This window comes from Lentzea sp. NPDC004782, assembly GCF_040609115.1.
Taxonomy (GTDB): domain Bacteria; phylum Actinomycetota; class Actinomycetes; order Mycobacteriales; family Pseudonocardiaceae; genus Lentzea.
The window spans coordinates 104,460-127,789 of the sequence record NZ_JBEXJN010000029.1; the positions used below are offsets into that span (position 1 = coordinate 104,460).

Genomic DNA, 23,330 nt, shown 5'->3' on the forward strand with positions numbered 1-23,330 from the left:
TTACCCGAACGGGTAGCGTGAGGGGCATGGGCCTCGCCGACGACCGTGACCTCGTCCCCCTGGGATCCGGCTTCGACATCGTCAAGCGCGGTTACGACCGCGCCCAGGTCGAGGATCATCTCGAACGCCTCGACTCGGACCTGCGGCTGCTCGCCGCGGACCGCGATGCCGCCGTGTCCCAGACGTCCGACCTGGCGCGCCAGCTGGAAGCCGCACGCTCGGAGATGACCGAGCTGCGCAACCAGGTGGAACGCCTGTCGCTGCCGCCGACGACGCTGGAGGGGCTCTCCGAGCGCCTCCAGCGCATGCTGCGGCTGGCCCAGGACGAGGCCAACGAGATAAAGGCCCGTGCCGAAGCGGAAGGCGGGCACATCCGCGCCAAGGCGGAAGCCGACGCGGGTGTGCTGCGCCAGCGCTACGAGAAGCTCATCACCGAGCTCGACGAGCGCCGCGCGGCCATGGAGGCCGAGCACAAGGGCGTGCTGGAAACGGCCCGCGCCGAGGCCGAGAAGATCGTCTCCGAGGCCGAGGCCGCCGCCCGCAAGATCGCCGACGAGTCCGAGGCCCGCCGCGTGACCGTCGAAGAGGACTTCGAGATCGCGATGGCCGCCCGCCGCTCCGAGGCCATGGCCAACCTAGCCCAGCAGGAGGCCACCTCGAAGGCCGAGGCGGACCGCCGCCTGCGCGAGGCCGCCGAGGAAGCCGCCCGCGTCCGCGCGGCCATCGCTCAGGAGCAGACCTCGTCGAAGGCCGAGGCCGAGCGCCGCGTCCGCGAGGCCACCGAAGAGGCCAACCGCCGCCGCCACGACTCGATCACCGAGGCCACCGCCCGCATCCAGGAAGCCACCGACGAGGCGAACCGCCGAGTCCGCGAGGCCACCGAGGAAGCCAACCGCCGCACCACCGCCGCCACGCAGCGCGTCGACCAGCTGCGCAACCTCCGCAACCGCCTCTCGCACCAGCTGCACAGCGTGCGGACGGCGCTGCAGGAGGTCGTGCCGCTGCTCGACCCGGTGGAGGAGGAGTCGGAGCCGCCCGCGGGTCAGACGGAGAAGGCACCGGTACCGCCTCAGCCCGCGCCCGCACAGGCTCAGGCGACCCCCGCCGCACAGGGCAAGCCCGGCGCGGCACAGCAGGCTCAGCCGACGCAGGGCCCGCCCGCTGCCGCACAGCAGAAGCAGGCTGCCGCGCCTCAGGCAGCCCCCGCGGCACCGCCTTCCGCCGCCGGACCGGGCAAGCCCGCCCAGCCACCCCAGGTCGACGGTCCGACCGCGAAGATCTCGCGGCCGCAACCCGCCAAGAAGTCCTGACCGCCCAAGCTCGCGCAGGGGTCCCCTCCAGGGGGTCCCCTGCTTTCATTCTCCCAGACGGCACCGACAATTCCGCGTCCGCGCAGGTCAGGCCGTAACCTCGTAGATCGCCGGCATCGGCATCGCGCGGCAGGACTCCCAGTCGGCGTGCTGCCCCGCCGCGATCAACGCACGCGACAGGAAGGTCCCGTGCGACCCCACCAGCACGGTGGCGTCCGGGTACTCCGCGGCCATGCGCGCCAACGCCTTCCCCGCCCGCACGGTCAGCTCGTCCAGGCTCTCCCCGGCCCCGTGTGCGACCGACGGGTTGGCCCAGCTGAAGGCGTACAACTCCTCCCAGTCCGCACTCGGCAGCAGCCCCGACTCCCACTCCCGCAGCTCCGGCCACGTCGTCACCTCCAGGCCGAGCGCCTCGGCCGCCGGTGCCACGGTCTGCACCGCCCGTCGCTGCGGGCTCGACAACACCGCCGACGGCGCGCACGCCACGAGGCGCGGCACCAGCTCCTGGGCCGCGGCCAGGCCGTCCGGGGCCAACGGCCGCTCGTCGGAGTCCGGAACGCCGAGGCGCGGGTGCACGGACCGCGCATGGCGCACGAATACGATTCGGGTGGTCACAACACTCATCTTGGGGGAACAGGATGTACGTGAGGTCGTTGGGTGACGGCGCCGAGCTGCGCCCGTTGGAGCCCTGGCAGGCAGAGGAGTTCTTCGCGCACATCGAGCGCGGCCGGGACTTCATCGCGACGCACATCGCGTTCGCGGACAGGGCGAAAGATCTGGAGAGCGCGCGGAACCTGCTCCAGCAGTACGCCGACAACGCCGCCGCCGACACCGCGCGCATCTGCGGGATCTGGCTCGACGAGAAGCTGGTCGGCGGCGTGATGCTGCGGCAGATGGACGTGCCGCAGGGCCGGGCCGAGGTCGGGTGCTGGCTGGAGCCGAGCGCCACCGGCAAGGGGCTGGTCACGCGGGCCGCGAAGGTCCTGATCGACTGGGCGGTTCGCGAGCGCGGTGTGCATCGGGTTGAGTGGCTGGTGTCGCCGAAGAACGAGCCGAGCATCGCGGTCGCGCGGCGACTCGGGTTGACGAAGGAAGGCGTGCTGCGCTCGTACTACCCGCTGCGCGGGGTCCGGCAGGACCTCGAGGTGTGGTCGGTGCTGGCGCCGGAGTGGGAGAGCTGATGGACGATCTGGTGCTGCTGCACGCCTTTCCGCTCGACGCGCGGATGTGGGACGTGCCGGGCGCGCTGACGCCGGGCCTCCGCGGCCACGGCGAGCCGGACCTCGACACGCTCGCGCGCCAGGTCGTCGACCAGCTGGGCGACCGCCAGGTCGTGCTCGGCGGGTGCTCGATGGGCGGCTACGTCGCGATGGCCGTGCTCAGGCACGCTCCAGAACGCGTGAAGGGCCTGGTCTTCATCGACACCAAGCACACCGCGGACACACCGGAGGCCGCCGCGAACCGGCACGCCATGGCCGACCGGGTCGAGTGGGAAGGCGTCGGCGAATGGCTCGTCGACGCGACGCTGCCGAACCTGCTCGGCCCGAACGCGTCACCGCAGGCACGGAACCTGACCAGGACCATGATCCTTGATCAACGGCCGGAGGACGTGGCGTGGTGGCAGCGCGCCATGGCGAAGCGGCCCGACTCCACCGAGGTGCTGGAGGCGCTGGACGTGCCGGCGCTGGTGCTGGTGGGCGAGCACGACAAGCTCACGCCTCCCGACGTGGCCGCGAAGCTCGCGGTGACGTTGAAGCACGCCACGAGCGAACGCGTCGAGGACGCCGGGCACCTGCCGCCGGTCGAGCAGCCGGCGGAGGTCCGCGCCCGGCTCGAGCGGTGGCGCGCCCAGGTCCGCGTCTAGCGGTCCAGCAGGCCCGACTCGCGCGCCCGGCTCACGGCCTCCGTGCGGGTCGCGGCCTGGAGTTTGCCGAGGATCCTGGCGACGTGGGTCGCGACCGTGTTGGCGCTGATGAACAACTCGGCCGCGACCTCCGCGTTCGACCGGCCCCTGGCCACGACGCGCAGGACGTCCACCTCACGGCGGGTCAGGCGGAAGTCGTTTTGCTGCACCGGGCCTGCCGCGCCGATCCGGCCGCGGTCGGCGAGCTCGTCGATGCGGACGAGGAGCGGTGCCGCCACGAGCCCGGCTGCCAGTGCGCGGGCCTCGCGCAGGCGCACCGATGCGCCGGGGCGGTTGTTCGACGCGAGTGCGCACGCCGCGGCGTCGGTGAGCGCCACCGCGGTCTGGTACGGGTCACCCAGGTCCCGCCAGGCTTCGACCGCCCGGTCCCAGGCAGGCAGCACGTCCTCGGTCGTCAGCGCGCGGAACGTCAGGTGGTACGCGGTCAGCCCACGCAGGTCCGGCACGGAGGAGACCACTGTGGACAGCTCGGCGAGCCGGGCCGCGGTCTCGGTGGCGACCCGCCGGTTGCGCGGCGCCGCCACCCGTCGCGCCCGCTGCACCCTGGCGCCCAGCAACGCCAGCCGCAGCGTTTCCCTGGCCGGCCACCGACCACCGAGGTGCTCGGCGAGCACGTGGTCGGCCTGCTCGAGCGCACCCGTGTCGAGCGCCCACGCCACGCGTTGGATCGCGATCTCGACCACGGCCTCGGGGGCGCCGTGCGAGTGGCGGGCGAACTCGGTCAGCTGCCGCAGCAACAGCTCGAAGCGTTCTCGTTCGCCTCGGCAGCGCGCGATGTCCGCGAGCACCATGCGGTTGAACGCGCCGTAGAGCGGCGGCGGGTCTTCCGCGAGCGCGTCCTCACCGATGCGCACGGCTTCGTCCCACTCGCCGAGGTACCGCAACGGCACGAGGCGTGCGTTGGCCAGCATGCTGCCGCGTGATCGGCTGCGCCCCAGTCGTTCGGCCGCCTGCTGACCGATCCGGCCGAGCTCGGCGGCCCGCGCGTAGTGGCCTGCCGCGTCCAGGAGTCCGGCTTCCCATTGGAACGTCATCAGGTACGTGTGCTCGTCGCCCGCGGCCTCGGCCAGGTCGCGCGCGATCGCATAGCTCGCGGTCGCGGACTCCAGCAGACCTCCGACACCGTCCAACGCGGCGATGACCAGCAGCGCACGGGCTTTCGTGCCGTCGTCCACGAGCTCTCCGGCGATCTCGACAGCTGCCGTTGCCGCTCGCCTGGCCTCGTCGTAACGGCACTCGCTGACCCCGATGAACCCGAGCGTGGCCAGCAGCGATCCGCGCAGCGCCCCGGCCGGCACGAGGGTGACCGCGCGCTCCAGGTCGTCGCGGCCGGTCCCGTCGACGCGGAACCGCGACTGGCCGCGAACCCCGAGCAACGCCGCCACCCGAACCGGGTCCGCGGCCGCGTCGAGCTCGTCCAGCGCGGCGGTGCTGTGCGCGATGCCCGCGGCCGACTTCCCCGCGGCCAGCGCCGCCGTCGCCGCGGCCTCCAGCACCGCGACGCGGTCGACGTCGTCAGTCCGCTGGGCCAGCACGAGTTCCAGCAGGTGCAGTTGCTCGTCGTAGGCGTTCTGCCGACCGGCCTGTGCCGCCGCGCGCAACGCCGCGGGCACAGCCCGCCCGACCTCTCCCGCAGCGAGCCAATGTTCCGCCAGAGCAACGCCATCGGTGCCGTGCTCCGCGCAGCGCGCGTGGAGCCGGCGTCGCTGAGCAGGCAGCAACGCGCCGTACACGGCCTCCTTGATCAGGTCGTGCTTGATCGCGTACCCGTCCGGGCCCGCGACGACCAGGCCGTGCCCGACCAGGTCGGACAGCGCGGCCTGCAGCTCGTCCACGACCGGGCCGACTGCGGCGAGCACGTCGTCGGTCAGCCCCCTGCCCGCGACCGCGAGCGTCGCCAGCGCCTCACGTGCCGGCGCGGGCAACGCCGCGGTCCGGTCGAGCAGCAACGTCCTCAGGTCTTCCGCCGGTGTCTCGCCCGCACCGGCGAGTGCTTCGACGAACAGCGGGTTGCCTCCGCTGCGCCGGTGGATCCGCGCCGCACGGGCCGGATCCGGTGGCAGGCCGTCGATCGCCGTGAGCAGTGCGGCGACGTCCGCGCGTGCCAGCGGACCGAGCTCGACCCTGGTCACCTCGACCCGCCTGCCCAGCTCGGCGAGCAGCCGCCGGTTCGGGTGCCCGGCCGCGAGCTCGCCGGTGCGCACGGTGCCGATCATCAGCACCGCGCTGCCGGTCAGGTTGCGGGCGAGGTAGGCGAACAGCTCACGGCTGGACGCGTCCGCCCAGTGCAGGTCCTCCACCACGAGAACGAGCGGGTGGGCCCGCGCGACCTCGGCGAGCAGGCCGAGGACCTCCTCCAGCAGCCTGGTCCGCCCGTATCCCGCCGGCGCGGGACCGAGGCTCGGCAGCCAGTCGCCCAGCGCCGTCCCGTCCCTCGGCAGCAACTCCACCACGCGGTCATGCCCGAGCCGCCGGACGAGTTCCCGCAGTACGGCGACGAACGTCGCGTACGGCGCTCCGTCCGCACCGAGTTCGAGGCAGCCGCCCGCCAGCACCAGCGGGTCGCCCGGCAGGTCGCGCACCACCGCCGACACGAGCTCCGACTTGCCGATGCCCGCCTCGCCGGAGACCAGGACGACCCCCAGTCGCCCGGCCAGGGTCCGGTCGAACGCGGCACGCAGCGCGGCGACCTCCGAGGCCCTGCCGACCAACATCCCCCGCCGCTCCTCCAAATCCGGGCCGGAAGTCGTCAGGTCTGACGACGACAACGCACCACCTGCGAGGACACGCTGTGCGGGTCATTCCAACACACCGGGAGGAACCCCGAAATGCGCATCGTGACCGCCAACATCTCGCTCTCCCTCGACGGCCGGATCAACGGTCCCGGCGGCGAGTACGACATGAGCTGGATCGTCCCCCACGCGGTGACCGACAGCTCCCGCGAGCACATGGTTCAGGTCACCGCACCCGCCACCACGGCGTTGCTGGGGCGCAAGAACTACCAGGGCTTCAGCGGCTTCTGGCCCGCGGTGGCCGACGACGAGAACGCGGCGGCACCCGACCGGACGTTCGCCCGCTGGCTCAACGGCGTCGAGAAGGTCGTCCTCTCCACCACGCTGACCGAGGTGACCTGGGACAACGCCCGGCTCGCCGGCACCGACCCCGTGACCGCGGTCAAGCAGCTCAGGCAGGAGGAGGGCGGCGACATCATCGTGCTGGCCAGCACGAGCGTCATCCGCCTGCTGCTCGACGCAGGCGAGGTGGACCGGCTGAGCATCACGCAGTGTCCCGAGCTGGTGGGCGGTGGCGAGCGGCTGTTCACCGACGGCCTGGCGACGTCGTCCTGGTCGCTCACGGCCAGCCGCGTCACCGAGAGCGGCGCGATCTGCCTGACCTACGACCGGAAACCGTCGGCGTGAGGACTCACCACCGTCGCGCGGTCGGCCCCCGACGGCCGCGCGAGTCCCAGCAGCCCTGGTGCCAGTGGCGGCGTTCCTCGACCGAGCCGGTCTCCTCGGCCGGCCAGGCGACGACGTGCGGGACGCCGGGCCTGATCTCGTGGTCGCAACCGGGGCAGCGGTAGGTCTTCTGCGCCTGCGCGCCCGAGATGGCCCGGACCAGCCACTCACCGTCCGAGCCCGACTCCACGCGTGCCCAGCCGACACCCCCGCCGAGCGGTCGGGGATCTTCGTTCTTGGGCGCGTTGCGACGGGGCACGGCCACACGGTAACCGCTCGTAGAATCGAGCCGTGCCGACCTACGAGTTCCGTTGCCGAACCTGCGACGACACCTTCGAGCTGCAGCGCCCGATGAGCGAGTCGTCCGCTCCGGCGAGCTGCCCCGACGGTCACGCCGACACGGTCAAGCTGCTGTCGATGGCCGGGATCAGCGGGACCCGGCAGCAGCCCGCTCAGGGCGGCGGTGGCTGCTGTGGTGGCGGGTGCTACGGATCCTGAGCAGGTACAGCACGCTGGCGACGAGCAGCGCGGCGGCGAGAGGGATGTGCAGCGCCACCAGGTGGAAGACGCCGGCGAAGACCTGAGCGGTGATCAACGCCAGAAAGCCCGCCGCGTACCGGATCGGCTGCGCTGACCCGCCTCCCGGCCGCCACGCGAGCACGGCGACGACGAGGTGGGAGACCGCCACGACCCACAACGCGTACGAACCGGCGCTGTGGAAGACGTGACCGTACGGGAGGGTCATCCTCAGCCCCGCCGTGATCGACTGGACGAAGACGAGCGCGGTCTGCAGGGCGACGGTGGTGTGCAGGAGTTTGACCATGACAGTCCGACGACACAGCAGCCCGGAACGTGAGGCGGCCGAGATCACCGCCGAGCGGCGGCAGCTGCTGAACCTGGCCTACCGCCTGCTCGGGTCGCTGACCGACGCCGAGGACGTGCTGCAGGAGACCTCCGCGCGCTGGTACGCCCTGTCGCCGGAGCAGCGGGACGCGATCGAGTCCCCCGGCGCCTGGCTGACGAGGGTGGCGAGCCGCATCTGCCTGGACGTGCTGGGTTCGGCGCGGGTCAGGCGAGAACGCTACGTGGGCGAGTGGCTCCCGGAGCCGCTTCCCGACCAGAGCTGCGATCCGGCGGACCGGATCACGCTCGACGAGTCGGTCACCACGGCGTTCCTGGTGGTGCTGGAGCAGCTGACCCCGGCGGAACGGGTGAGCTTCGTGCTGCACGACGTCTTCCGCTACCCGTTCGCGGAGGTGGCGGACATCGTCGGCAGGAGCCCGGCGGCGTGCCGGCAGCTGGCGACGTCCGCGCGGCGGCGGATCCGTGCCGTCCAGCGCGACGAGACGCCGGCCGCGAGGCGGGCGGAGGTCGTGAAGGACTTCAAGCACGCCTGGGAAGCGAAGGACATCAAGGCTCTCGTCGCCCTGCTTGATCCGACGGCCGTCATGGTCGCCGACGGCGGCGGCCAGGTCAGCACGGCGCTGAAGCCGGTCGTGGGCGGCGAGCAGATCGCCCGCCACCTCGTCGGCATCGGCAGGCTGGCACCGGATCTCACGCTTCTCGCCACGACGGTCAACAACAGGCCGGGCCTGGTCGCGACGCACGACGGCGTCACGGTGACCGTCGCCGCGTTCGAGGTGGTGGACGACCGGGTCACCAGGATCTGGGCGGTGCGGAACCCGGAGAAGCTGGCTAGCTGGAGTGCTCGCGGTCGATCATGACCTCGGCGACCTTGCGGCCCTGGTCGCAGACGGTGCCGAACTTGCCGGACGAGTCGATGATGATGATTCCGAGCCCACCGCCGTCGTAGGGCACGACGAGCACGCACGACGGTTCGACGTCCGGTTCGTTGGAACGGTCGAGGTACGTGACCTTGTGGCCCTTGACGTCCCAGTCACCGGTGGTGCGCTCGATCGTGATCTGCTTGCCCTCGCGGAACCGCAGGGAGACGCCGACCTCGACCTTGTCGATCTTCGTGGTCCAGCGGCACGACTGGTCGAACGTCGAGTCGTAGTTGATCTGCGTGGGCGGCGTCTCGGCCTTCGCGCCGGGGTAGGGCAGGTCGGTCCACCTGAGCTTCGCGCACACGCCCTTGACCTCACCGTCGATCGGCGCGACCTGCGGGTCCTCGGTGGAGCTCGGATCGGTCGACGTCTGGTCCTTGTCGAACGGCGAGGTCGCGTCGAGCGGTGCCTGCGCGACGGGAGTGCCCTCGACCGTCTTGCCGGCACAGCCGGAAGCGAGCACGAGGACAGCCAACAGGAGCACCAGTCGCCGCATGACACCACCATGCCAGACGCGACATGGTGCTCCTGTTAGCGGCTCACGAGTAGTCGCGGAATCCCTTGCCCGTCTTGCGGCCGAGGCGGCCGGCCGTCACCAGGTGCTCCAGCAGCGGCGCCGGCGCGAAACCGGGCTCGCGGAACTCCATGTAGAGCGTGCGCTGGATCGCCAGCGACACGTCCAGCCCCACGACGTCGAGCAGCGCGAACGGTCCCATCGGCAGGCCACAGCCGACCTTCATCGCGTTGTCGATGTCGTCGGCCTCGGCGTAGTGGGCCTCCAGCATCTTCACCGCGTCGTTGAGGTACGGGAAGAGCAGCGCGTTCACGATGAAGCCGGCCACGTCACCGCAGTGCACCGGGTGCTTGCCGAGGTCGAGGCAGATCCTGCGGGCCGTCGCCACCACGTCGGCGCCCGTGGAGATCGTCTCGACGATCTCCACCAGCTTCATGACCTGCGCCGGGTTGAAGAAGTGCAGGCCGACGACGTCCTCCGGCCTGCTGGTCGCCGCGGCGATCTCGATGACCGGCAACGAGGACGTGGTCGTCGCGAGCACCGCGCCGGGCTTGCACACCTCGTCGAGCGCCGCGAAGACCTCCTTCTTGATGCCGATCTCCTCGGCCACCGCCTCGACGATCAGGTCGCAGTCCGCCAGCTCCACGAACTCGACGGCGGGCGAGATCCTCTGCAGAACCGCGTCCCGGTCGGCCTCCGCGAGCTTGCCCTTGCTGACCGCGCGGTCGAGCGACTTGCGCACCGCCCCGATCGAGGCTTCCGCCTTCTCCAGGCTGCGCGCCCGCAGCACCACGTCGTACCCGCGCTTGGCGAACACCTCCGCGATGCCCGTGGCCATGGTGCCCGTGCCGATGACACCGACCCGTTGCACCTCACGGGTCTGCGTGGTGGCGTCCACTTCGGACGGTGTCAGCGCGTCCTTGACGACGACCGGCGAGTCCGGCCCGTCGTAGGTGTAGAAGCCACGCCCGGTCTTGCGCCCCAGGAGGTTCGCGGTGATCATCTGCTTGAGCAGCGGCGCCGGAGCGTGCAACCGGTTGCGCGACTGGTGGTACATCGTGTCGAGGATTTCGTACGCGGTGTCGAGCCCGATGAGGTCCAACAGCGCCAACGGTCCCATCGGGTAACCGCAGCCGTACCGCATGGCGGCGTCCAGGTCCTCGCGCGTCGCGTACTTGGACTCCAGCATCTTCACCGCGTGGTTGAGGTACGGGAAGAGCAGCGCGTTGGCGATGAAGCCGGCCCTGTCCCCGATCACGACGGGCGACTTGCCCAGCCGCTCGGCGAACGCGACCACGTCGGTGATCACGTCCGGTTCCGTGACGACCGTGCGCACGACCTCGACCAGCTTCAGCACCTGCGTGGGGTTGAAGAAGTGCAGGCCGACGACCTTGCCGGGCCGCTTCGTGACGACCCCGATCTCGGTGATCGACAAGCTCGACGTGTTGGACGCGATGATCGCCTCGGGGTCGAGGATCTCGTCGAGCTCCTTGAAGATCCTGGTCTTCAGCTCGACGCTCTCCGGCACCGCCTCGATGACCAGGTCGCATCCCTTGAGGCTGCCCAGGTCGAGGCTCGTGGAGACCCGGCGGAGCAGCGCGGCCTTCTCGTCCTCGGTGAGCTTCTCGCGCTTCACGGCGCGCGTCGTCGAGTGCTCCAGGTGCCCGAGCCCGCGCTCGACCCCCGCGGCGTCGACTTCCACCACCTTCACCGCGAGCCCGGTGCGCGCGAGTACCTCCACGATGCCCGCACCCATGGTTCCGAAGCCGACGACTCCGACGGTGTTGATTTCGCGCGCCACTGCAGACCTCCCTGCGGGGTAAAGCGTGGGCTACCAAGGAGTAACTTGCGGGCGACTATGCCACTCCCAGCACGGACGGGCGCCGTGAGCTTCGCCATCAGGATCGAAACAGTTATCGGTCCAGCAAACGCCTAGAACTGGGCCTTCTGCCTGATGAACCCATGTGGGGCAGCGCGGAGTTGAGCCATCCGGGTTGCCGGCGAGCGCACCGCGTGCTCAGTCGTCGAACCCCCTCTCCGCCAGCTCCTCGATCCGCCGGACCGCCTCCTCGGCGTCCTTGCCCGTCGCCACCACGGTGATCGACTCGCCGCCCGGCGCGCTCAACCCCATCAACGCCAGCACGCTCGCCGCGTTCGCCTCCTCGTCGCCGTACCGAACGACGACGTCCGCATCCAGTTCCGCGACCGTGCGCGCCAGCAACGCCGCCGGGCGGGCGTGCAGGCCCACGTCGTTGGTCAGCAACACCTCCGCGGACACCGCATCCGACACGAGGTGCAAAGCAGGCCGCGAAGACACCGCCGCCGGACTCTCGCCCGACGCGCCCTCCGCAGCGGCCGCGACGTCGGCGAGGGACGCACCCCCTTGTGCCGCAACGGCTGCCGCCACCGCACCTTCCACCAGCGGCCCGTCGACCACGGCGTAGCGCGACGGGTCGTCCGCGGACTCCACGGCCATCTCGGCGGTCATCTTCGCGCTGCCGAGGTCGTAGAGGACCACCACGCCCGCCCCGGAGTCCGCGTCCGCCAGAGCCTCCACCACCGAGCCGTAGTCGGTGCCGAGACCGCCCTCCTCCGTGCCACCGACGGGCAGCACGGCGACGTCGGGCGCCATCTGGCCGGCGAGTTCGGCGACGCCGTTGGCTAGCATGTCGCTGTGGGAGACGATGACCAGCCCCACCCGGCCGGTGTCCGACGCCGCCGTCATACCGCCACCCCTGCTCCGCCTCGCCGAACGTTCCGTCTCGCCGCCGCGGCGGCGCTTCCGGGTCGAACTGGTGCACGTGCCACCGACACGGCGCCCATGGACAACGCCGTCACGCCTTGGCCGTCGCATCCGCGAAGGCCCGCAGCAGCAAGGCCGTCGACCGTGCGCCCGGATCCAGATGGCCGGCGCTGCGCTCGCCCAGGTACGACGCCCGCCCCTTGCGCGCCACCATCGGGATCGTCGACTCCGCGCCCTCTGCCGCCGCGTCGGCCGCCGCCGACAGGGTTGCCGCCACCGAGCCGTTCACCGAGGCGGCCGCGGCCACGGCCGGGGTGAGGGCGTCCACCATCGTCTTGTCGCCCACCACGGCCTTGCCGCGCGCCACCACGCCCTCCAGCGCGGCCTGCAGGGCGCGCGCCACGGTCTCGCCGTCGAGCTCCTCCGCGTCGCCCACGGCGGCCGACGCGCGCAGGAAAGCGGTGCCGTACAAGGGACCTGCCGCGCCGCCCACCGTCGAGATCAGTGTGGTGGCGACGAGCTTCAGCACCTTGCCGGGAGACGAGGGCTCCTCGGTGTCCAAACGGGACAGCAGGGCCGTGAAGCCGCGCTTCATGTTCTCGCCGTGGTCCCCGTCGCCGATCGCCTGGTCGAGGCGCACCAGTTCGTCGCGGTGTTCCTGGACCACCGCGGCCGCGGCGCGCAGGGCAACCACCACGTCCGCCGCCGTGCACCCCACCTCAGACTCCCCACCGCAGTGCGGGCGTGTGCACCGGCGCGTCCCACAACGAGATCATCTCGTCGTCCAGCTTCAGCAACGTGAGGCTCATGCCCTGCATCTCCAGGCTGGTGATGTACGGGCCGACGAGTCTGCGTTCCACGGTGATCCCCCGGTCGGCGAGCAGCTGTTCGGCGATGCCGTGCGCCAAGTACAGCTCGATCAGCGGAGTTCCGCCCATCGAGTTCGTGAACAGCAGCACCCGGTCACCCGAGGTGAACGGCAGGTCGTCCAGGATCGGGGTGAGCAACGCCGACACCATCTCGGAGGCGGACCCGACGGGCACCCGCGCCCGGCCCGGTTCGCCGTGGATGCCGATGCCGATCTCCATCTCGTCGTCGGCGAGCTCGAACGACGGCGAGCCCACGTGCGGGACCGTGCACGCGGTCAACGCCAGGCCCATCGACCGCACCGACGCGATCACCCGCTCGGCCAGCGCGACACAGGCGTTCAACGAGTCGCCGCGTTCCGCCGCCGCGCCGACGATCTTCTCCAGCAGGACCGTGCCGCCGACGCCACGCCGGCCCGCCGTGTACAGCGAGTCCTTCACCGCCACGTCGTCGTCGATCACGACGCTGCGCACCTCCGACTCCGCCATCTCGCCCGCGGTCTCGAAGTTCAGCACGTCGCCGGTGTAGTTCTTCACGATCAGCAACGCCCCCGCCCCGCCGTCCGTCCGGGCGACGGCGTCCAGCACCTGGTCCGGTGTCGGCGAGGTGAAGACCGCGCCGGGACAGGCCGCGTCGAGCATGCCGCGCCCGACGAACCCGCCGTGCAGCGGTTCGTGGCCGGAGCCGCCGCCCGAGATGATCGCGACCTTGCCCTGCACCGGGGCGTCCGCGCGCACCACGACCGCGGGGTCGTGGTGCACCGACAGCAGATCGGGATGGGCGGCCTGCATTCCCCGCAGCGCGTCCCGCACCACGGTCTCCGGATCATTGATGATCTTCTTCATGGAACAGCCCTCCCGATCGGCGGTGACCGTGTTCCTTCTTACTCCGGGGGTCTGACACTCGGAACGGGCAAACGTCCCGGGTACCGTTAGGCTGCCCTAAGAAATGCAGGTCAAAGTCACTGCGAGTAGTGGAGGAACCACGTCGTGTCGAAGAGAGCAGCACTGCTCGTCGCGGTCGCACTGACCCTGACCGCGTGCGCCCAGAGCACGCCCGACAAGCCCACCGTCGCCCAGGGCGGCGCGGACTTCGGCAAGGCGGGCGAGCTGAGCAACGACTTCGGCACCACCGCGAAACCCGGCGAGTTCCCCCGCACGATCAAGCACGCGATGGGCGAGACGAAGCTGGAGAAGAAGCCCGAACGGGTGATCGTGCTCGACACCGGCGAGCTGGACAACGTTGTCGCGCTCGGCATCAAGCCGGTCGGCATCGCCTACACCGACAGTTCCCCGGCCATGCCGTCCTACATCGGCGACAAGGCGGGCACGCCGGAGAACGTCGGCACGATCAACAACCTCAACCTCGAGGCCATCACCAAGCTCGACCCCGACCTCATCCTCGGCTCGAAGCTGCGCGCGGAAGCCCTCTACCCGAAGCTGAGCGCCATCGCACCGACCGTCTTCTCCGCGCGCCCCGGCTACGTGTGGAAGGAGAACTTCCTCCTCAACGCCTCCGCGCTCGACCGCCGGGCCGACGCCGCGAAGATGCTGGAGGACTACACGAACAAGGCCACCGCGACCGGCACCGCGATCGAGCAGAAGCTCGGCGTGCGCCCGACCGTCACGGCACTGCGCTTCATGCCGGGCAAGATCCGTCTGTACGCCAAGAAGTCGTTCATCGGCACGATCCTCGTCGACGCCAAGATCCCGCAGCCGACCCCGTCCCAGGTCGACGACCTGGCCGCCGAGGTCAGCGCGGAGCAGATCGGCAAGGCCGACGCGGACTTCGTCGTCTACTCGACCTACGGCGACCCGGCCAAGACCGCGCAGCCCTCGGTCCTCGGCGGTCCGCTGTGGAGCGGCCTGAACGCCGTCAAGTCGGGCAAGGCCAAGCCGGTCGCCGACGAGACCTACTTCCTCGGCCTCGGCGTGCTGGCCGCGAACGTGGTCCTGGACGACCTCAAGACGCAGCTCGGCGCCTGAGCCTCAACGATGAACGGCGCTTTTGCCCACCCCAAGTGGACGAAAGCGCCGTTCATCGTTCAGCGGCCGAAGAGCATCCGCGCGAGCCGCAGCATCTGCTTGCCCGCCAACGACGACCGGTCGAACGTCGCCATGTCGAGCACCGCCTTGAACCGCTGCTTCGTCACGGCCTTCGGGTAGGCGAACTCGCGCAGCCCGTCCTCGCCGTGGATGCGCCCGAACCCGGAGTCGCCGACCCCGCCGAACGGCAGCCCGGGAATCGCCGCGTAGGTCAGCACCGAGTTGACCGACACCATGCCGACCCGCAGCTCCCGCGCCAGCTCCTCGCCGCGCGACTTCGAGAACACCGCGGCGCCCAGCCCGTACTTCGACTGGTTCGCGAGCCGCACGCCCTCCAGCGCGTTGGGCACCCGGTTGATCACCACGGTCGGCCCGAACGTCTCCTCGGTGATCGCCAGCGAGTCCTCCGGCACGTCCGTCAGCACGACCGGCTCGACGTACGGCGGCCTGATCGACTCGGGCCCGCCCACCAGCGCCTTGCCGCCGCGGTCCAGCGCGTCCTGGACGTGCTCGCGGATGATCTCCACCTGCGACGGCATCGTGATCGGCCCGAGGTCCGCGCTCGGCTCGCCACCCGGCTTGAGCTTGCGCGCCCGCTTCACCGCGATCTCGATGAACTCGTCGGCAACGTCCTCGGCCACGTACACGCGCTCGACGCCCGCGCACGTCTGGCCGGCGTTCGACACCGCGCCCCACATCGCGGCCTCCGCGGCGGCCGCCAGGTCCGCGTCGGAGTCGACGATCAACGCGTCCTTGCCGCCGCACTCGACGAGCACCGGCGTCAGCGTCTGAGCGCACGCCGCCATGACCTTCTTGCCGGTCCGCGTGGACCCCGTGAAGGCGACCTTGTCGACACCTGCCGCACACAGCGCCGCGCCCGTCTCACCGAAGCCGGTGACCACCTGGAACACCGGGTACTCCGGCACCGCCTCGGAGAACGTCGACGCGAGGAACGTGCCCACCCCGGGCGTGAACTCGGAAGGCTTGAACACCACGGCGTTGCCCGCGGCGAGCGCGTAGGCGATCGAGCCCATCGGCGTGTGCGCGGGGTAGTTCCACGGCCCGATGACGCCGATGACGCCCAACGGCAGGTACTCAACCGTCGCGCTGTGGTTGAACATCAACATGCCGGAGGAGACACGGCGCTTGCCCAGCACACGGCCCGCATGCCGCGCGGCCCAGTGCAGGTGGTCCATCACCAGCGCGATCTCGACGCGGGAGTCGTCGGCCGGCTTGCCGGTCTCCGCGCTGATCAGCGACACGAACTCGTCGGCGCGTTTCGACAGGACTCTGCGCCACGCGTCGAGCTTGGTCTTGCGCCCCTCGAAACCGAGGCCCGCCCACCACGCGGAAGCCTCGCGCGCCGAGGACACCGCTTCCTCGACCTCAGCGGCCGTGTGGATCGGGTGGTGCGCGACGACCTCGCCCGTGCGCGGGTCCAGTGAAGCGAACCGCCGCTGCTCGCCATCGGCCGACAGCGCGCTGTCCGAAGCGGTCTGCGTCATTGAGCCCTCCCGGGGGTACTCGCCAGTAACCTCGACACTAACGCGTACTTGAAGAACTTTCAGCCCCCGCCTGGCCCCGTCAGGCGCTGGGCAGGCCCGGAAGCACCGCCTTGGCGAACGCCTGCGCCGCCTGGCAGCGGTCCAGTGTCTTCTCCTTCGACGCTCCGACGGAGAAGTCCGCGATCTCACCCGCGTCGCTGGCGTCCTTCGTGCGGACCACGATCAGATCACACGTCGGGAACGGACCGTCCTTGAGCACCTGGTAGCCCTTCACCCCGCCGAGATCGACCTCGGCGGAGTCGCGGTCGAACTTGCCGTCCTTGGGGATGCGCGCCGTCCTGAACTCGAGCTGCATCTGCGCGCTCTGCCCGGTCCACGAGCACTGGTGCAGGCCGAACGGCAGCGCCCGCGGCGAGGCACCGAGCACCGGCGCGAGCGTGGCCCTGTCGACGGCCGCGCACGGGTCGACCTCGACCGGCGACCCCTTGGGCGGGGTGTACTTCTGCGGGTTGCCCCGGAGCTTGCGGACCGCGCCCTCGAGCACCTTGCGCCCCGGCTCGCACGGATCGGCCGCCTGGTCACCGGTGCCGGTGCTCGACTGGATCCGGACGGACTGCCCCGGGTTCTCCTGCGTCACCGCGGTGACGAAGCACGACGAGCCCAGCTTCTGCTCGCCGCTCTTGAGCCCGGCGAGCTGCTTCGTCGCGTTCTTCAGCTCCGTGGAAGACAACGTGTAGCCGATCTCCAACGTGATGTTGAGGGTCTTGCCCGCCTTGTCCTTCATGTAGTTCGAGCAGCGCGTGTAGTTGCCGCTCGTGTACTTCGACGGCGTGCCGACCGTCTGCAGCACTTCCTTCTCGATCAACGCACACGGGTTGACCAGCCGCAACCGTTCCGCCGCGAACGCCGGGTCGACCGGCTTGCCCGCTTGCGCGGACGGCTTGGACGACGGGTCGGTCGAGCTCGCGTCCGCGCCCGCCTGCACGGTGCGGCGCGCGGAGTGCGTCTTGGCGAGACCTGGACCGGTCGCGCAGCCGGCCATCAGCAGAGCAGCGGCGGCGACCACGGCTGTGGCACGAAAACGGGGCACGACGTGCACGGTAGCGACCTTCGCGCCCGCCCGTGGGCGGTACCCCGTGATCCAGGCGTGGCCGGAGTCACGGAGCGCTTCGGGAACGATTCAGAAGATCAACGCGATGTACCGGGTGAAGACCCCGATAGAAGGAGAGACGTGTTCAACCGCATTCGCCGCGCATTCAACTGGCTCGACGCGTGGACGATCGAGGCCTTCAACCCTGTTTACCCTGGTCGTCCCCAGTCGTAAGACGCAGTCACAGCTCCTTGAGCGGCTGCTTGTCCTTGTCCGCGAACTGAGGCCGCAACGTCGCCCACGCGGCGAACGCCGCCGACAGCACCACCATGGCGATGCCGGCCCACAGGTTGATGTTGACCCCTTCGGCCTTCTTCAGGTCGTCGTCGGACGTGAAACCGAGACCGACGACGACGAGTACAACGCCGTACAGGCCGAAGAGGAAAGCGATGATCAGTCGCAGGTCGAACAACCTCATGACGGCCTCCCTCAGCCGAAGACGATGTAGAGAACGGCCGTCAGCGCCAGCACTCCGCCGCCGAGCAGGGCGGGCGAGCGGTACCAGCCCGCGTCCTCGCCGGTGGTGGAGTGCGAGCGGTCTTCCTTCGGCGTCAGGCTGTAGACCAGTCCGCCCAGCTCGCTGTCCGGCTTCGGCCGCGTCACCAGACTGACCAGGACGCTCAGGACGATGTCCACCGCGAACGCGAGACCCGCGCCGAGGAAGCTCGCGCCCTGGCCGGGCAGTTCCAGCCACTTGATGCCGAACGACGGCTCCGAGATCGCGTAGATGAAGATCGCGGTGAACGTGCCCGCGAGCAGACCCACCCAGCCCGCGGTCGGCGTCATCCGCTTCCAGAACATGCCGAGGATGAACGTCGCGAACAGCGGCGCGTTGAAGAACGAGAACAGCGCCTGGATGTAGTCCATGATGTTGGACCCGCCGAGCGCCGCCGCGATGAACGCCGTGCCGATCGCGAGCACGCACGCACCGACCGTGGCCAACCGCCCGACACGCAGGTAGTACTCGTCCGGCCGGTCCTTCTTGATGTAGTCCTGCCACAGGTCGTAGGTGAAGACCGTGTTGAACGAGCTGACGTTCGCCGCCACACCGGCCATGAAGCTCGCCAGCAGACCCGTGATCGCGACACCGAGGATGCCGTTGGGCAGCAGGTCGCGCATGAGCAACGGCAGCACGTTGTTGTAGACCACGCCACTGCTCGTATCGCCCGACTTCAGCTGGGCCATCTCCGGCACGATCACCGCGGCGATGATGCCGGGGATGACGATGACCGCCGGGATGAGCGCCTTCGGGTACGAACCGATGATGGGCGTCCGCTTGGCCGCCGACATCGACTTGGCGCTCATCGCGCGCTGCACCTCGGCGAAGTTCGTCGTCCAGTAACCGAACGACAGCACGAACCCGAGACCGAACACCAGCCCGACGACACTCCACACGGGGTTGTCGATGCCGGTGAGCTCCGTCGCGGGCCAGGCACTGAGTTGTTCCTTGTCGGTCACCTTGTCGACGAGCCCCTGCCAGCCGCCGACCTTGATCAGACCGAGGATGGTGATCGGCGCCAGCGCGGCCACGATGACGAAGAACTGCAGCACCTCGTTGTAGATCGCCGCACTCAGGCCGCCCAGCGTCGTGTACGCGAGCACCACGAGCGCCGCGACGACGATGGACACCGGCAGCGGCCACCCGAGCAGCGCGTCGATGATCACCGCGAGCGCGAACAGGTTGATGCCCGCGATCAGGATCTGCACGACGGCGAAGCTGATGGCGTTGACGAGGTGGGCCGGCTTGCCGAACCGACGGCGCATGAACTCGGGAACGCTGCGCACCTTCGAGCCGTAGTAGAACGGCATCATCACCAGACCGAGGAACACCATCGCCGGGATGGCACCGATCCAGTAGTAGTGCACGGTCGCCATGCCGTACTGCGCACCGTTGGCCGTCATGCCCATCAGTTCGAGCGCGCCGAGGTTCGCCGAGATGAACGCGAGCCCGGTGACCCACGCCGGCAGCGACCGCCCGGACAGCAGGAAGTCGAGGCTGGAGGAGACGGACCTTCTCGCCATCACGCCGATGCCCAGCACCACCGCGAAGTAGATGACGAGCAACGCGTAGTCGATCGGTCCCGCGTCAAGCCGCAGGTCCGCCCCGGCCAACACCGACACCGCCCACCTCCCAGACTTCCACAAAGTCCGACATCAACGACCAGGAGGGAACGTTACTCCAGGTGCGCCCGTTCTTACCCCGTGCAGGCGATCACGAAACCACGACCTGTGATGGGGCGCTCACTGAAGTTGATCCTCGTAGCGCCAAAGTGATGGCAACGCTGCCGTGAGCACGCCTGCAGACGACAAACAAGCCACACCGCCGATGGCCACCGTCTTCCTGATGCCGAACCGTGCAGCCATCGCACCCGCACGCAGATCGCCGAGCGCGGGCCCGACCGACCCGACGAGCATCTCCACGCCGGCGAGCCGCCCGCGCAGCTCGTCGGGGATCGTGCCGTTCCAGATGGCGCCGCGGAACGTGTCACCGAGCCAGTTCGCCGCTCCCGCCAGCGCCAGGAACGCGACCACGAACCAGATGTCGCGGCTGACGGCCACCCCGATCATCGCCACGCCCACGAGCGCGGCGGCGACCAGCACCCACCGCCCGTGCCGGGTGACGCGGCTGGTCCAGCCACCCGTCGTGGCGGCCACGAGCACCCCCAGCGCCGACGCCGAGTAGAGGAACCCGACCGCCCACGGCCGGTCCGCCGCGAGGAACGGGAAGAGCGCGGTCGGCAGCGCCAGCACGGTGGCCGCGAGGTCGACCAGGTAGGTGCCGATCAGGTCCGGCCTGCTCGCCACGTACCGCGCGCCGTCGACGAACCTCGGCCATTCGGCGTCTGGCGCGGCCCGCACGGCACGAACGCGCGCGAGCAGCGCGACCGACACCGCGAACGTCACCAGGTCGAACGCGAAGGCCGTGGTCACCCCGGCGGTGATGATCACGATCCCGGCCGCGGCCGGCGCGAAGATCCCGCCGACACCCCACCGCAACCCCAGCAACCCTCCCGCCGCGACGAGCTGATCACGGGGCACCAGGCGCGGGATCATGGCCTCCAGCGCAGGTTGCTGCACCCCCTGGAGCGCGGCCGCGGCCGCCGCCGACCCGAACAGGAAGACCAGGCTGGTCGGGTTGAGCAGCAGCAACGCCACGACCGCCGCCAGCGCGACCTCGGTGACGAGCGCGATGGTCCGCCGGTCGAACCGGTCCGCGAGCACGCCGCCGTAGAGCCCGAAGGCGATCGACGGCAACAGCTCGACGACCCCCACGGCACCGACCGCGAGCGGCGACCCGGTGATCGCCGCGATCTGCAGCGGCACCGCCGTCATGGTGAAGACGGTGCCCAGCATGGTCACCGCCCCGGACAGCCAGACGAGCCGGAAGTCCTTCTGCCGCAACGGGCGCAGGTCCACGTCAGACCTCCTTATCGGTGATAAGGAGAATTTAGCGACGATAAGGTGACGGGCGCCAACAGGTTTTTCGGAAGGTGCTCGATGGCGTTGCAGAGGGACCAGGTCGTCCGCACGGCGTTGAAGCTGCTCAACGAGGTGGGCATCGACGGCCTGAGCACCCGCAGACTGGCCGCCGAGCTGGGCGTGCAGTCACCCGCCCTGTACTGGCACTTCAAGAACAAGCGCGAGCTGCTCGACCTGATGGCCGAGCAGATGCAGGCGGAGGTCCTGCCCCCGGACCGCCGCCCGACCGACGACTGGAGCGTGTGGCTGGCCGCCGACGCACGGGCCAAGCGCCAGGCGCTCCTGGCCTACCGCGACGGCGCGCGCGTTCACCACGGCACGGTGCCGACGGCGAGCGAACTGCCGGCCATCGAGTCACAGGTGCGCGCGCTCTGCGACTCGGGGTTCACACCGCTCGATGCGTTGCGGCTGATGCTCGCGGTCGAGCGCTACCTCATGGGGTGGGTGACCGAGGAGCAGGCGTGGCTGCAGAACGCCCAGGAGCCGCTGTACCCGGACCTGGACGACGTGCCGTTGCTGAAGGAAGCCGCCCAAGTGCTGCGGATGGAGGACCGCGACGCCGACTTCGAGCACGGTCTGATGCTGCTGATCGAGGGCGCGAAAACCACGTGCGGCCGTGCGTCCGGCGCCCCAGACTGACCCCGTGGCTGATCACAGGCAGAGGACCTGGGTGTGTCCGTTGTGCCGCGCGGTGGTCACCGACGGCGGCGCCAACGGGCATGACGTCTGCGACATCTGTCAGCTGCGACCGGTCTGGGAGGCGCTGCCCCGAACCGTGCGGGACGAGATCGGCCCGATGATCGACGCGGACGGCCCGATCCGGTCGGGCTACCAGCTGGCTGAACTGGACGGGCACCGGCGCCCCACCATGGAGTACATGAAGCTGGCCTCCTACCGCGGCAGGTTGGGGAAGAGGACCTGCTCCTGCGCGGAGACCGACTACGGGCACGTGAGCTGGACGTGCCCCTCCTGCGACCGTCCGCTCCTGGGCTGCGGCCACAACCGGGGCGAGATCTGCGCGCCCTGCGGCTCACGACCGGGCTGGGAGGCGCTGCCCCAGGCCGTGCGGGACGAGGTCGGCGCGATGACCGAGGTGATGTCCGCCGCCTACCGGCTGCGGGACCTGGACCACAACCGGCTCGACGTCTTCGACTACACGCTCATGGCGGTCTATCAGAACAGTCGGAACTCGTCCGGCTCGATCCCGCGCAACGCGTCGTAGTCCAGCACCACACACCGGATCCCGCGGTCCTCGGCCAGCGTCCGCGCCTGCGGCTTGATCTGCTGCGCCGCGAACACGCCCTGCACCGGCGCGAGCAGCGGGTCGCGGTTCAGCAGCTCCAGGTACCGGGTGAGCTGCTCGACGCCGTCGATCTCGCCGCGGCGCTTGATCTCCACAGCGACCGAGGCACCGGACGCGTCCCGGCACATCAGGTCGACCGGGCCGATGGCGGTCGGGAACTCGCGGCGCACCAACGTCCAGCCCTCGCCCAGGGTGGTCACGTGCTCGGCGAGCAGCTTCTGCAGATCGGCTTCGACACCGTCCTTCTGCAGACCGGGCTCCGGGCCGAGCTCGTGCTTGGAGTCGTGCAGCAACTCTTCGAGGGTGATGATCAGCTTCTCCCCCGCCTTGTTCTGCACGGTCCAGATGTCCGGGTCCTCGATGAGCCAGCAGGGCGGGCTCATCCAGTTCAACGGCTTGTACGCGCGGTCGTCGGAGTGGATCGACACCGAGCCGTCGGCCTTGATCAGCAGCAGTCGCTGAGCCATCGGCAGATGGGCGGTGAGTCGTCCTACGTAGTCGACCTGGCAGCGAGCGATGACGAGACGCACCGCGACAGGCTACGGGGTGTGTCCACGGACGAGACGTTAGGTACGGTCCGTGGCGTGGAGAGCCTTGGCACCCGTCAGGTGTACTCGAACCCTTGGATGACCGTGCGCGAGGACGAGATCCGGCGCGCGGACGGCACCGACGGCATCTACGGCGTGGTCGACAAACCGGACTACGCGCTGATCATCCCGCTGGACGGCGAACGCGTGCGGCTCGTCGAGCAGTACCGGTACCCGCTCGGCGTCAGGCGCTGGGAGTTCCCGCAGGGCACCGCGCCCGACCGCGCCGACTCCGACCCGCTGGAGCTGGCCACGCGCGAGCTGCGCGAGGAGACGGGCCTGCGGGCCGGCAAGATGATCGAACTGGGCGTGCTCGACGTCGCACCCGGCATGTCGTCCCAGCGCGGCCGCGTGTTCCTCGCCACCGACCTCACCGAGGGCTTCCACGAGCGGGAGCACGAGGAGCAGGACATGCGTTCGGAGTGGTTCCCGCGCGCCGACCTCGAGGCGATGATCGCGAAGGGCGAGATCACCGACGCCCAGTCGATCGCCGCCTACACCTTGCTCCTGCTCCACGAGCACGCCCAGCCCTGAGCGCCTTGCCAGAGGGTCTTGTCCGCACCCCCGTCTGCCGGGCAGTTACGTGGATGAAGGGCGCCTTCCTCCACCTGGCGTGGAGGGATGCGCCCGAAAACCACCAAACCAGCCGGCGAAGTG

General features: G+C 70.1%; 25 protein-coding genes. 10 read left to right on the forward strand and 15 right to left on the reverse strand.

What is annotated here, in order from left to right:
• Window positions 1-26 precede the first annotated feature (26 nt).
• Window positions 27-1,310, forward strand: a complete 1,284-nt coding sequence (locus ABZV40_RS26445) for a chromosome segregation protein (RefSeq protein WP_355446825.1) — start codon at window positions 27-29, stop codon at window positions 1,308-1,310.
• A gap of 87 nt (window positions 1,311-1,397) precedes the next feature.
• Here ABZV40_RS26445 and ABZV40_RS26450 read toward each other — a convergent pair whose 3' ends face one another.
• Entirely contained in the window at window positions 1,398-1,925 is a 528-nt protein-coding gene (locus ABZV40_RS26450) for a histidine phosphatase family protein (RefSeq protein ID WP_355446828.1), read from the reverse strand.
• A 29-nt stretch (window positions 1,926-1,954) separates the two neighbouring features.
• Here ABZV40_RS26450 and ABZV40_RS26455 point away from each other — a divergent pair, with 29 nt between their 5' ends.
• Window positions 1,955-2,491 (forward strand): GNAT family protein, encoded by a 537-nt coding sequence (locus tag ABZV40_RS26455; RefSeq protein WP_355446831.1) that lies wholly within the window; start codon window positions 1,955-1,957, stop codon window positions 2,489-2,491.
• Window positions 2,491-3,174, forward strand: coding sequence for an alpha/beta fold hydrolase (locus ABZV40_RS26460; protein WP_355446834.1), 684 nt, complete (start codon window positions 2,491-2,493; stop codon window positions 3,172-3,174). Before ABZV40_RS26455 ends, ABZV40_RS26460 begins: the two co-directional genes overlap by 1 nt.
• Here ABZV40_RS26460 and ABZV40_RS26465 read toward each other — a convergent pair.
• Complete coding sequence (locus ABZV40_RS26465; RefSeq protein ID WP_355446837.1) at window positions 3,171-5,948, reverse strand: AAA family ATPase; 2,778 nt, start codon at window positions 5,946-5,948, stop codon at window positions 3,171-3,173. The two genes, ABZV40_RS26460 and ABZV40_RS26465, sit on opposite strands and share 4 nt — an antisense overlap.
• A 114-nt stretch (window positions 5,949-6,062) precedes the next feature.
• Between ABZV40_RS26465 and ABZV40_RS26470 the strand changes: the two genes are divergently transcribed.
• Window positions 6,063-6,653 carry a dihydrofolate reductase family protein gene (locus tag ABZV40_RS26470; RefSeq protein WP_355446840.1) on the forward strand — a complete coding sequence of 197 codons (591 nt, stop codon included), beginning with the start codon at window positions 6,063-6,065 and terminating at the stop codon, window positions 6,651-6,653.
• A gap of 4 nt (window positions 6,654-6,657) precedes the next feature.
• On the opposite strand, the gene ABZV40_RS26475 is transcribed toward ABZV40_RS26470, so the two are convergent.
• Window positions 6,658-6,951 carry a hypothetical protein gene (locus ABZV40_RS26475; RefSeq protein ID WP_355446843.1) on the reverse strand — a complete coding sequence of 98 codons (294 nt, stop codon included), beginning with the start codon at window positions 6,949-6,951 and terminating at the stop codon, window positions 6,658-6,660.
• A 32-nt stretch (window positions 6,952-6,983) separates the two neighbouring features.
• Here ABZV40_RS26475 and ABZV40_RS26480 point away from each other — a divergent pair, with 32 nt between their 5' ends.
• On the forward strand, window positions 6,984-7,190 hold the full coding sequence (locus ABZV40_RS26480; protein ID WP_355446846.1) for a zinc ribbon domain-containing protein: 207 nt from the start codon (window positions 6,984-6,986) through the stop codon (window positions 7,188-7,190).
• On the opposite strand, the gene ABZV40_RS26485 is transcribed toward ABZV40_RS26480, so the two are convergent.
• Window positions 7,120-7,515 (reverse strand): hypothetical protein, encoded by a 396-nt coding sequence (locus ABZV40_RS26485; protein ID WP_355446849.1) that lies wholly within the window; start codon window positions 7,513-7,515, stop codon window positions 7,120-7,122. The genes ABZV40_RS26480 and ABZV40_RS26485 overlap by 71 nt on opposite strands.
• On the opposite strand from ABZV40_RS26485, the gene sigJ reads away from it, so the two are divergent.
• Window positions 7,514-8,416: an RNA polymerase sigma factor SigJ gene (sigJ, locus tag ABZV40_RS26490; protein WP_355446852.1), complete on the forward strand. Its 903-nt coding sequence runs from the start codon at window positions 7,514-7,516 to the stop codon at window positions 8,414-8,416. The two genes, ABZV40_RS26485 and sigJ, sit on opposite strands and share 2 nt — an antisense overlap.
• On the opposite strand, the gene ABZV40_RS26495 is transcribed toward sigJ, so the two are convergent.
• The 5 genes from ABZV40_RS26495 to dhaK form a co-directional block, all read right to left on the reverse strand.
• Complete coding sequence (locus ABZV40_RS26495; protein WP_355446855.1) at window positions 8,388-8,975, reverse strand: DUF3558 family protein; 588 nt, start codon at window positions 8,973-8,975, stop codon at window positions 8,388-8,390. The genes sigJ and ABZV40_RS26495 overlap by 29 nt on opposite strands.
• Before the next feature lie 43 nt (window positions 8,976-9,018).
• Window positions 9,019-10,794, reverse strand: a complete 1,776-nt coding sequence (locus tag ABZV40_RS26500; protein ID WP_355446858.1) for a 3-hydroxybutyryl-CoA dehydrogenase — start codon at window positions 10,792-10,794, stop codon at window positions 9,019-9,021.
• A 216-nt stretch (window positions 10,795-11,010) separates the two neighbouring features.
• Window positions 11,011-11,718, reverse strand: a complete 708-nt coding sequence (dhaM, locus tag ABZV40_RS26505; protein WP_355446861.1) for a dihydroxyacetone kinase phosphoryl donor subunit DhaM — start codon at window positions 11,716-11,718, stop codon at window positions 11,011-11,013.
• A 109-nt stretch (window positions 11,719-11,827) separates the two neighbouring features.
• Window positions 11,828-12,454 carry a dihydroxyacetone kinase subunit DhaL gene (gene dhaL / locus ABZV40_RS26510; protein WP_355446864.1) on the reverse strand — a complete coding sequence of 209 codons (627 nt, stop codon included), beginning with the start codon at window positions 12,452-12,454 and terminating at the stop codon, window positions 11,828-11,830.
• Between the two features lies 1 nt (window position 12,455).
• Complete coding sequence (gene dhaK / locus ABZV40_RS26515) at window positions 12,456-13,448, reverse strand: dihydroxyacetone kinase subunit DhaK (protein WP_355446867.1); 993 nt, start codon at window positions 13,446-13,448, stop codon at window positions 12,456-12,458.
• A 144-nt stretch (window positions 13,449-13,592) separates the two neighbouring features.
• On the opposite strand from dhaK, the gene ABZV40_RS26520 reads away from it, so the two are divergent.
• Window positions 13,593-14,588 carry an iron-siderophore ABC transporter substrate-binding protein gene (locus ABZV40_RS26520; protein WP_355446870.1) on the forward strand — a complete coding sequence of 332 codons (996 nt, stop codon included), beginning with the start codon at window positions 13,593-13,595 and terminating at the stop codon, window positions 14,586-14,588.
• Window positions 14,589-14,647: 59 nt separating this feature from the next.
• On the opposite strand, the gene ABZV40_RS26525 is transcribed toward ABZV40_RS26520, so the two are convergent.
• From ABZV40_RS26525 to ABZV40_RS26545, 5 genes are all read right to left on the reverse strand, one after another.
• Entirely contained in the window at window positions 14,648-16,153 is a 1,506-nt protein-coding gene (locus tag ABZV40_RS26525) for an aldehyde dehydrogenase family protein (RefSeq protein ID WP_355446873.1), read from the reverse strand.
• A gap of 79 nt (window positions 16,154-16,232) precedes the next feature.
• Window positions 16,233-17,243, reverse strand: coding sequence for a hypothetical protein (locus ABZV40_RS26530; protein ID WP_355446875.1), 1,011 nt, complete (start codon window positions 17,241-17,243; stop codon window positions 16,233-16,235).
• Window positions 17,244-17,484: 241 nt separating this feature from the next.
• Window positions 17,485-17,721 (reverse strand): hypothetical protein, encoded by a 237-nt coding sequence (locus tag ABZV40_RS26535; RefSeq protein ID WP_355446878.1) that lies wholly within the window; start codon window positions 17,719-17,721, stop codon window positions 17,485-17,487.
• A gap of 11 nt (window positions 17,722-17,732) precedes the next feature.
• On the reverse strand, window positions 17,733-19,424 hold the full coding sequence (locus tag ABZV40_RS26540) for a sodium:solute symporter family protein (protein WP_355446881.1): 1,692 nt from the start codon (window positions 19,422-19,424) through the stop codon (window positions 17,733-17,735).
• Between the two features lie 120 nt (window positions 19,425-19,544).
• Window positions 19,545-20,720 (reverse strand): MFS transporter, encoded by a 1,176-nt coding sequence (locus ABZV40_RS26545; RefSeq protein WP_355446883.1) that lies wholly within the window; start codon window positions 20,718-20,720, stop codon window positions 19,545-19,547.
• A gap of 81 nt (window positions 20,721-20,801) precedes the next feature.
• On the opposite strand from ABZV40_RS26545, the gene ABZV40_RS26550 reads away from it, so the two are divergent.
• Window positions 20,802-21,422, forward strand: coding sequence for a TetR/AcrR family transcriptional regulator C-terminal domain-containing protein (locus ABZV40_RS26550; protein ID WP_355446885.1), 621 nt, complete (start codon window positions 20,802-20,804; stop codon window positions 21,420-21,422).
• 4 nt (window positions 21,423-21,426) lie between these two features.
• Window positions 21,427-22,005: a hypothetical protein gene (locus ABZV40_RS26555; RefSeq protein WP_355446888.1), complete on the forward strand. Its 579-nt coding sequence runs from the start codon at window positions 21,427-21,429 to the stop codon at window positions 22,003-22,005.
• On the opposite strand, the gene nucS is transcribed toward ABZV40_RS26555, so the two are convergent.
• On the reverse strand, window positions 21,957-22,616 hold the full coding sequence (gene nucS, locus ABZV40_RS26560) for an endonuclease NucS (protein ID WP_355446891.1): 660 nt from the start codon (window positions 22,614-22,616) through the stop codon (window positions 21,957-21,959). The two genes, ABZV40_RS26555 and nucS, sit on opposite strands and share 49 nt — an antisense overlap.
• 54 nt (window positions 22,617-22,670) lie before the next feature.
• Here nucS and ABZV40_RS26565 point away from each other — a divergent pair, with 54 nt between their 5' ends.
• Window positions 22,671-23,207, forward strand: a complete 537-nt coding sequence (locus ABZV40_RS26565) for an NUDIX hydrolase (RefSeq protein WP_355446893.1) — start codon at window positions 22,671-22,673, stop codon at window positions 23,205-23,207.
• The last annotated feature ends 123 nt before the right edge of the window (window positions 23,208-23,330 follow it).

Excerpts from the sequence above, each read along its gene's own strand:
- ABZV40_RS26445 (WP_355446825.1), top strand. The coding sequence starts at position 27 with ATGGGCCTCGCCGACGACCGTGACCTCGTCCCCCTGGGATCCGGCTTC.
- ABZV40_RS26460 (WP_355446834.1), top strand. The coding sequence starts at position 2,491 with ATGGACGATCTGGTGCTGCTGCACGCCTTTCCGCTCGACGCGCGGATG.
- ABZV40_RS26465 (WP_355446837.1), bottom strand. The coding sequence starts at position 5,948 with ATGTTGGTCGGCAGGGCCTCGGAGGTCGCCGCGCTGCGTGCCGCGTTC.
- ABZV40_RS26470 (WP_355446840.1), top strand. The coding sequence starts at position 6,063 with ATGCGCATCGTGACCGCCAACATCTCGCTCTCCCTCGACGGCCGGATC.
- sigJ (WP_355446852.1), top strand. The coding sequence starts at position 7,514 with ATGACAGTCCGACGACACAGCAGCCCGGAACGTGAGGCGGCCGAGATC.
- ABZV40_RS26485 (WP_355446849.1), bottom strand. The coding sequence starts at position 7,515 with ATGGTCAAACTCCTGCACACCACCGTCGCCCTGCAGACCGCGCTCGTC.
- ABZV40_RS26495 (WP_355446855.1), bottom strand. The coding sequence starts at position 8,975 with ATGCGGCGACTGGTGCTCCTGTTGGCTGTCCTCGTGCTCGCTTCCGGC.
- dhaM (WP_355446861.1), bottom strand. The coding sequence starts at position 11,718 with ATGACGGCGGCGTCGGACACCGGCCGGGTGGGGCTGGTCATCGTCTCC.
- dhaK (WP_355446867.1), bottom strand. The coding sequence starts at position 13,448 with ATGAAGAAGATCATCAATGATCCGGAGACCGTGGTGCGGGACGCGCTG.
- ABZV40_RS26525 (WP_355446873.1), bottom strand. The coding sequence starts at position 16,153 with ATGACGCAGACCGCTTCGGACAGCGCGCTGTCGGCCGATGGCGAGCAG.
- ABZV40_RS26535 (WP_355446878.1), bottom strand. The coding sequence starts at position 17,721 with ATGAGGTTGTTCGACCTGCGACTGATCATCGCTTTCCTCTTCGGCCTG.
- ABZV40_RS26550 (WP_355446885.1), top strand. The coding sequence starts at position 20,802 with ATGGCGTTGCAGAGGGACCAGGTCGTCCGCACGGCGTTGAAGCTGCTC.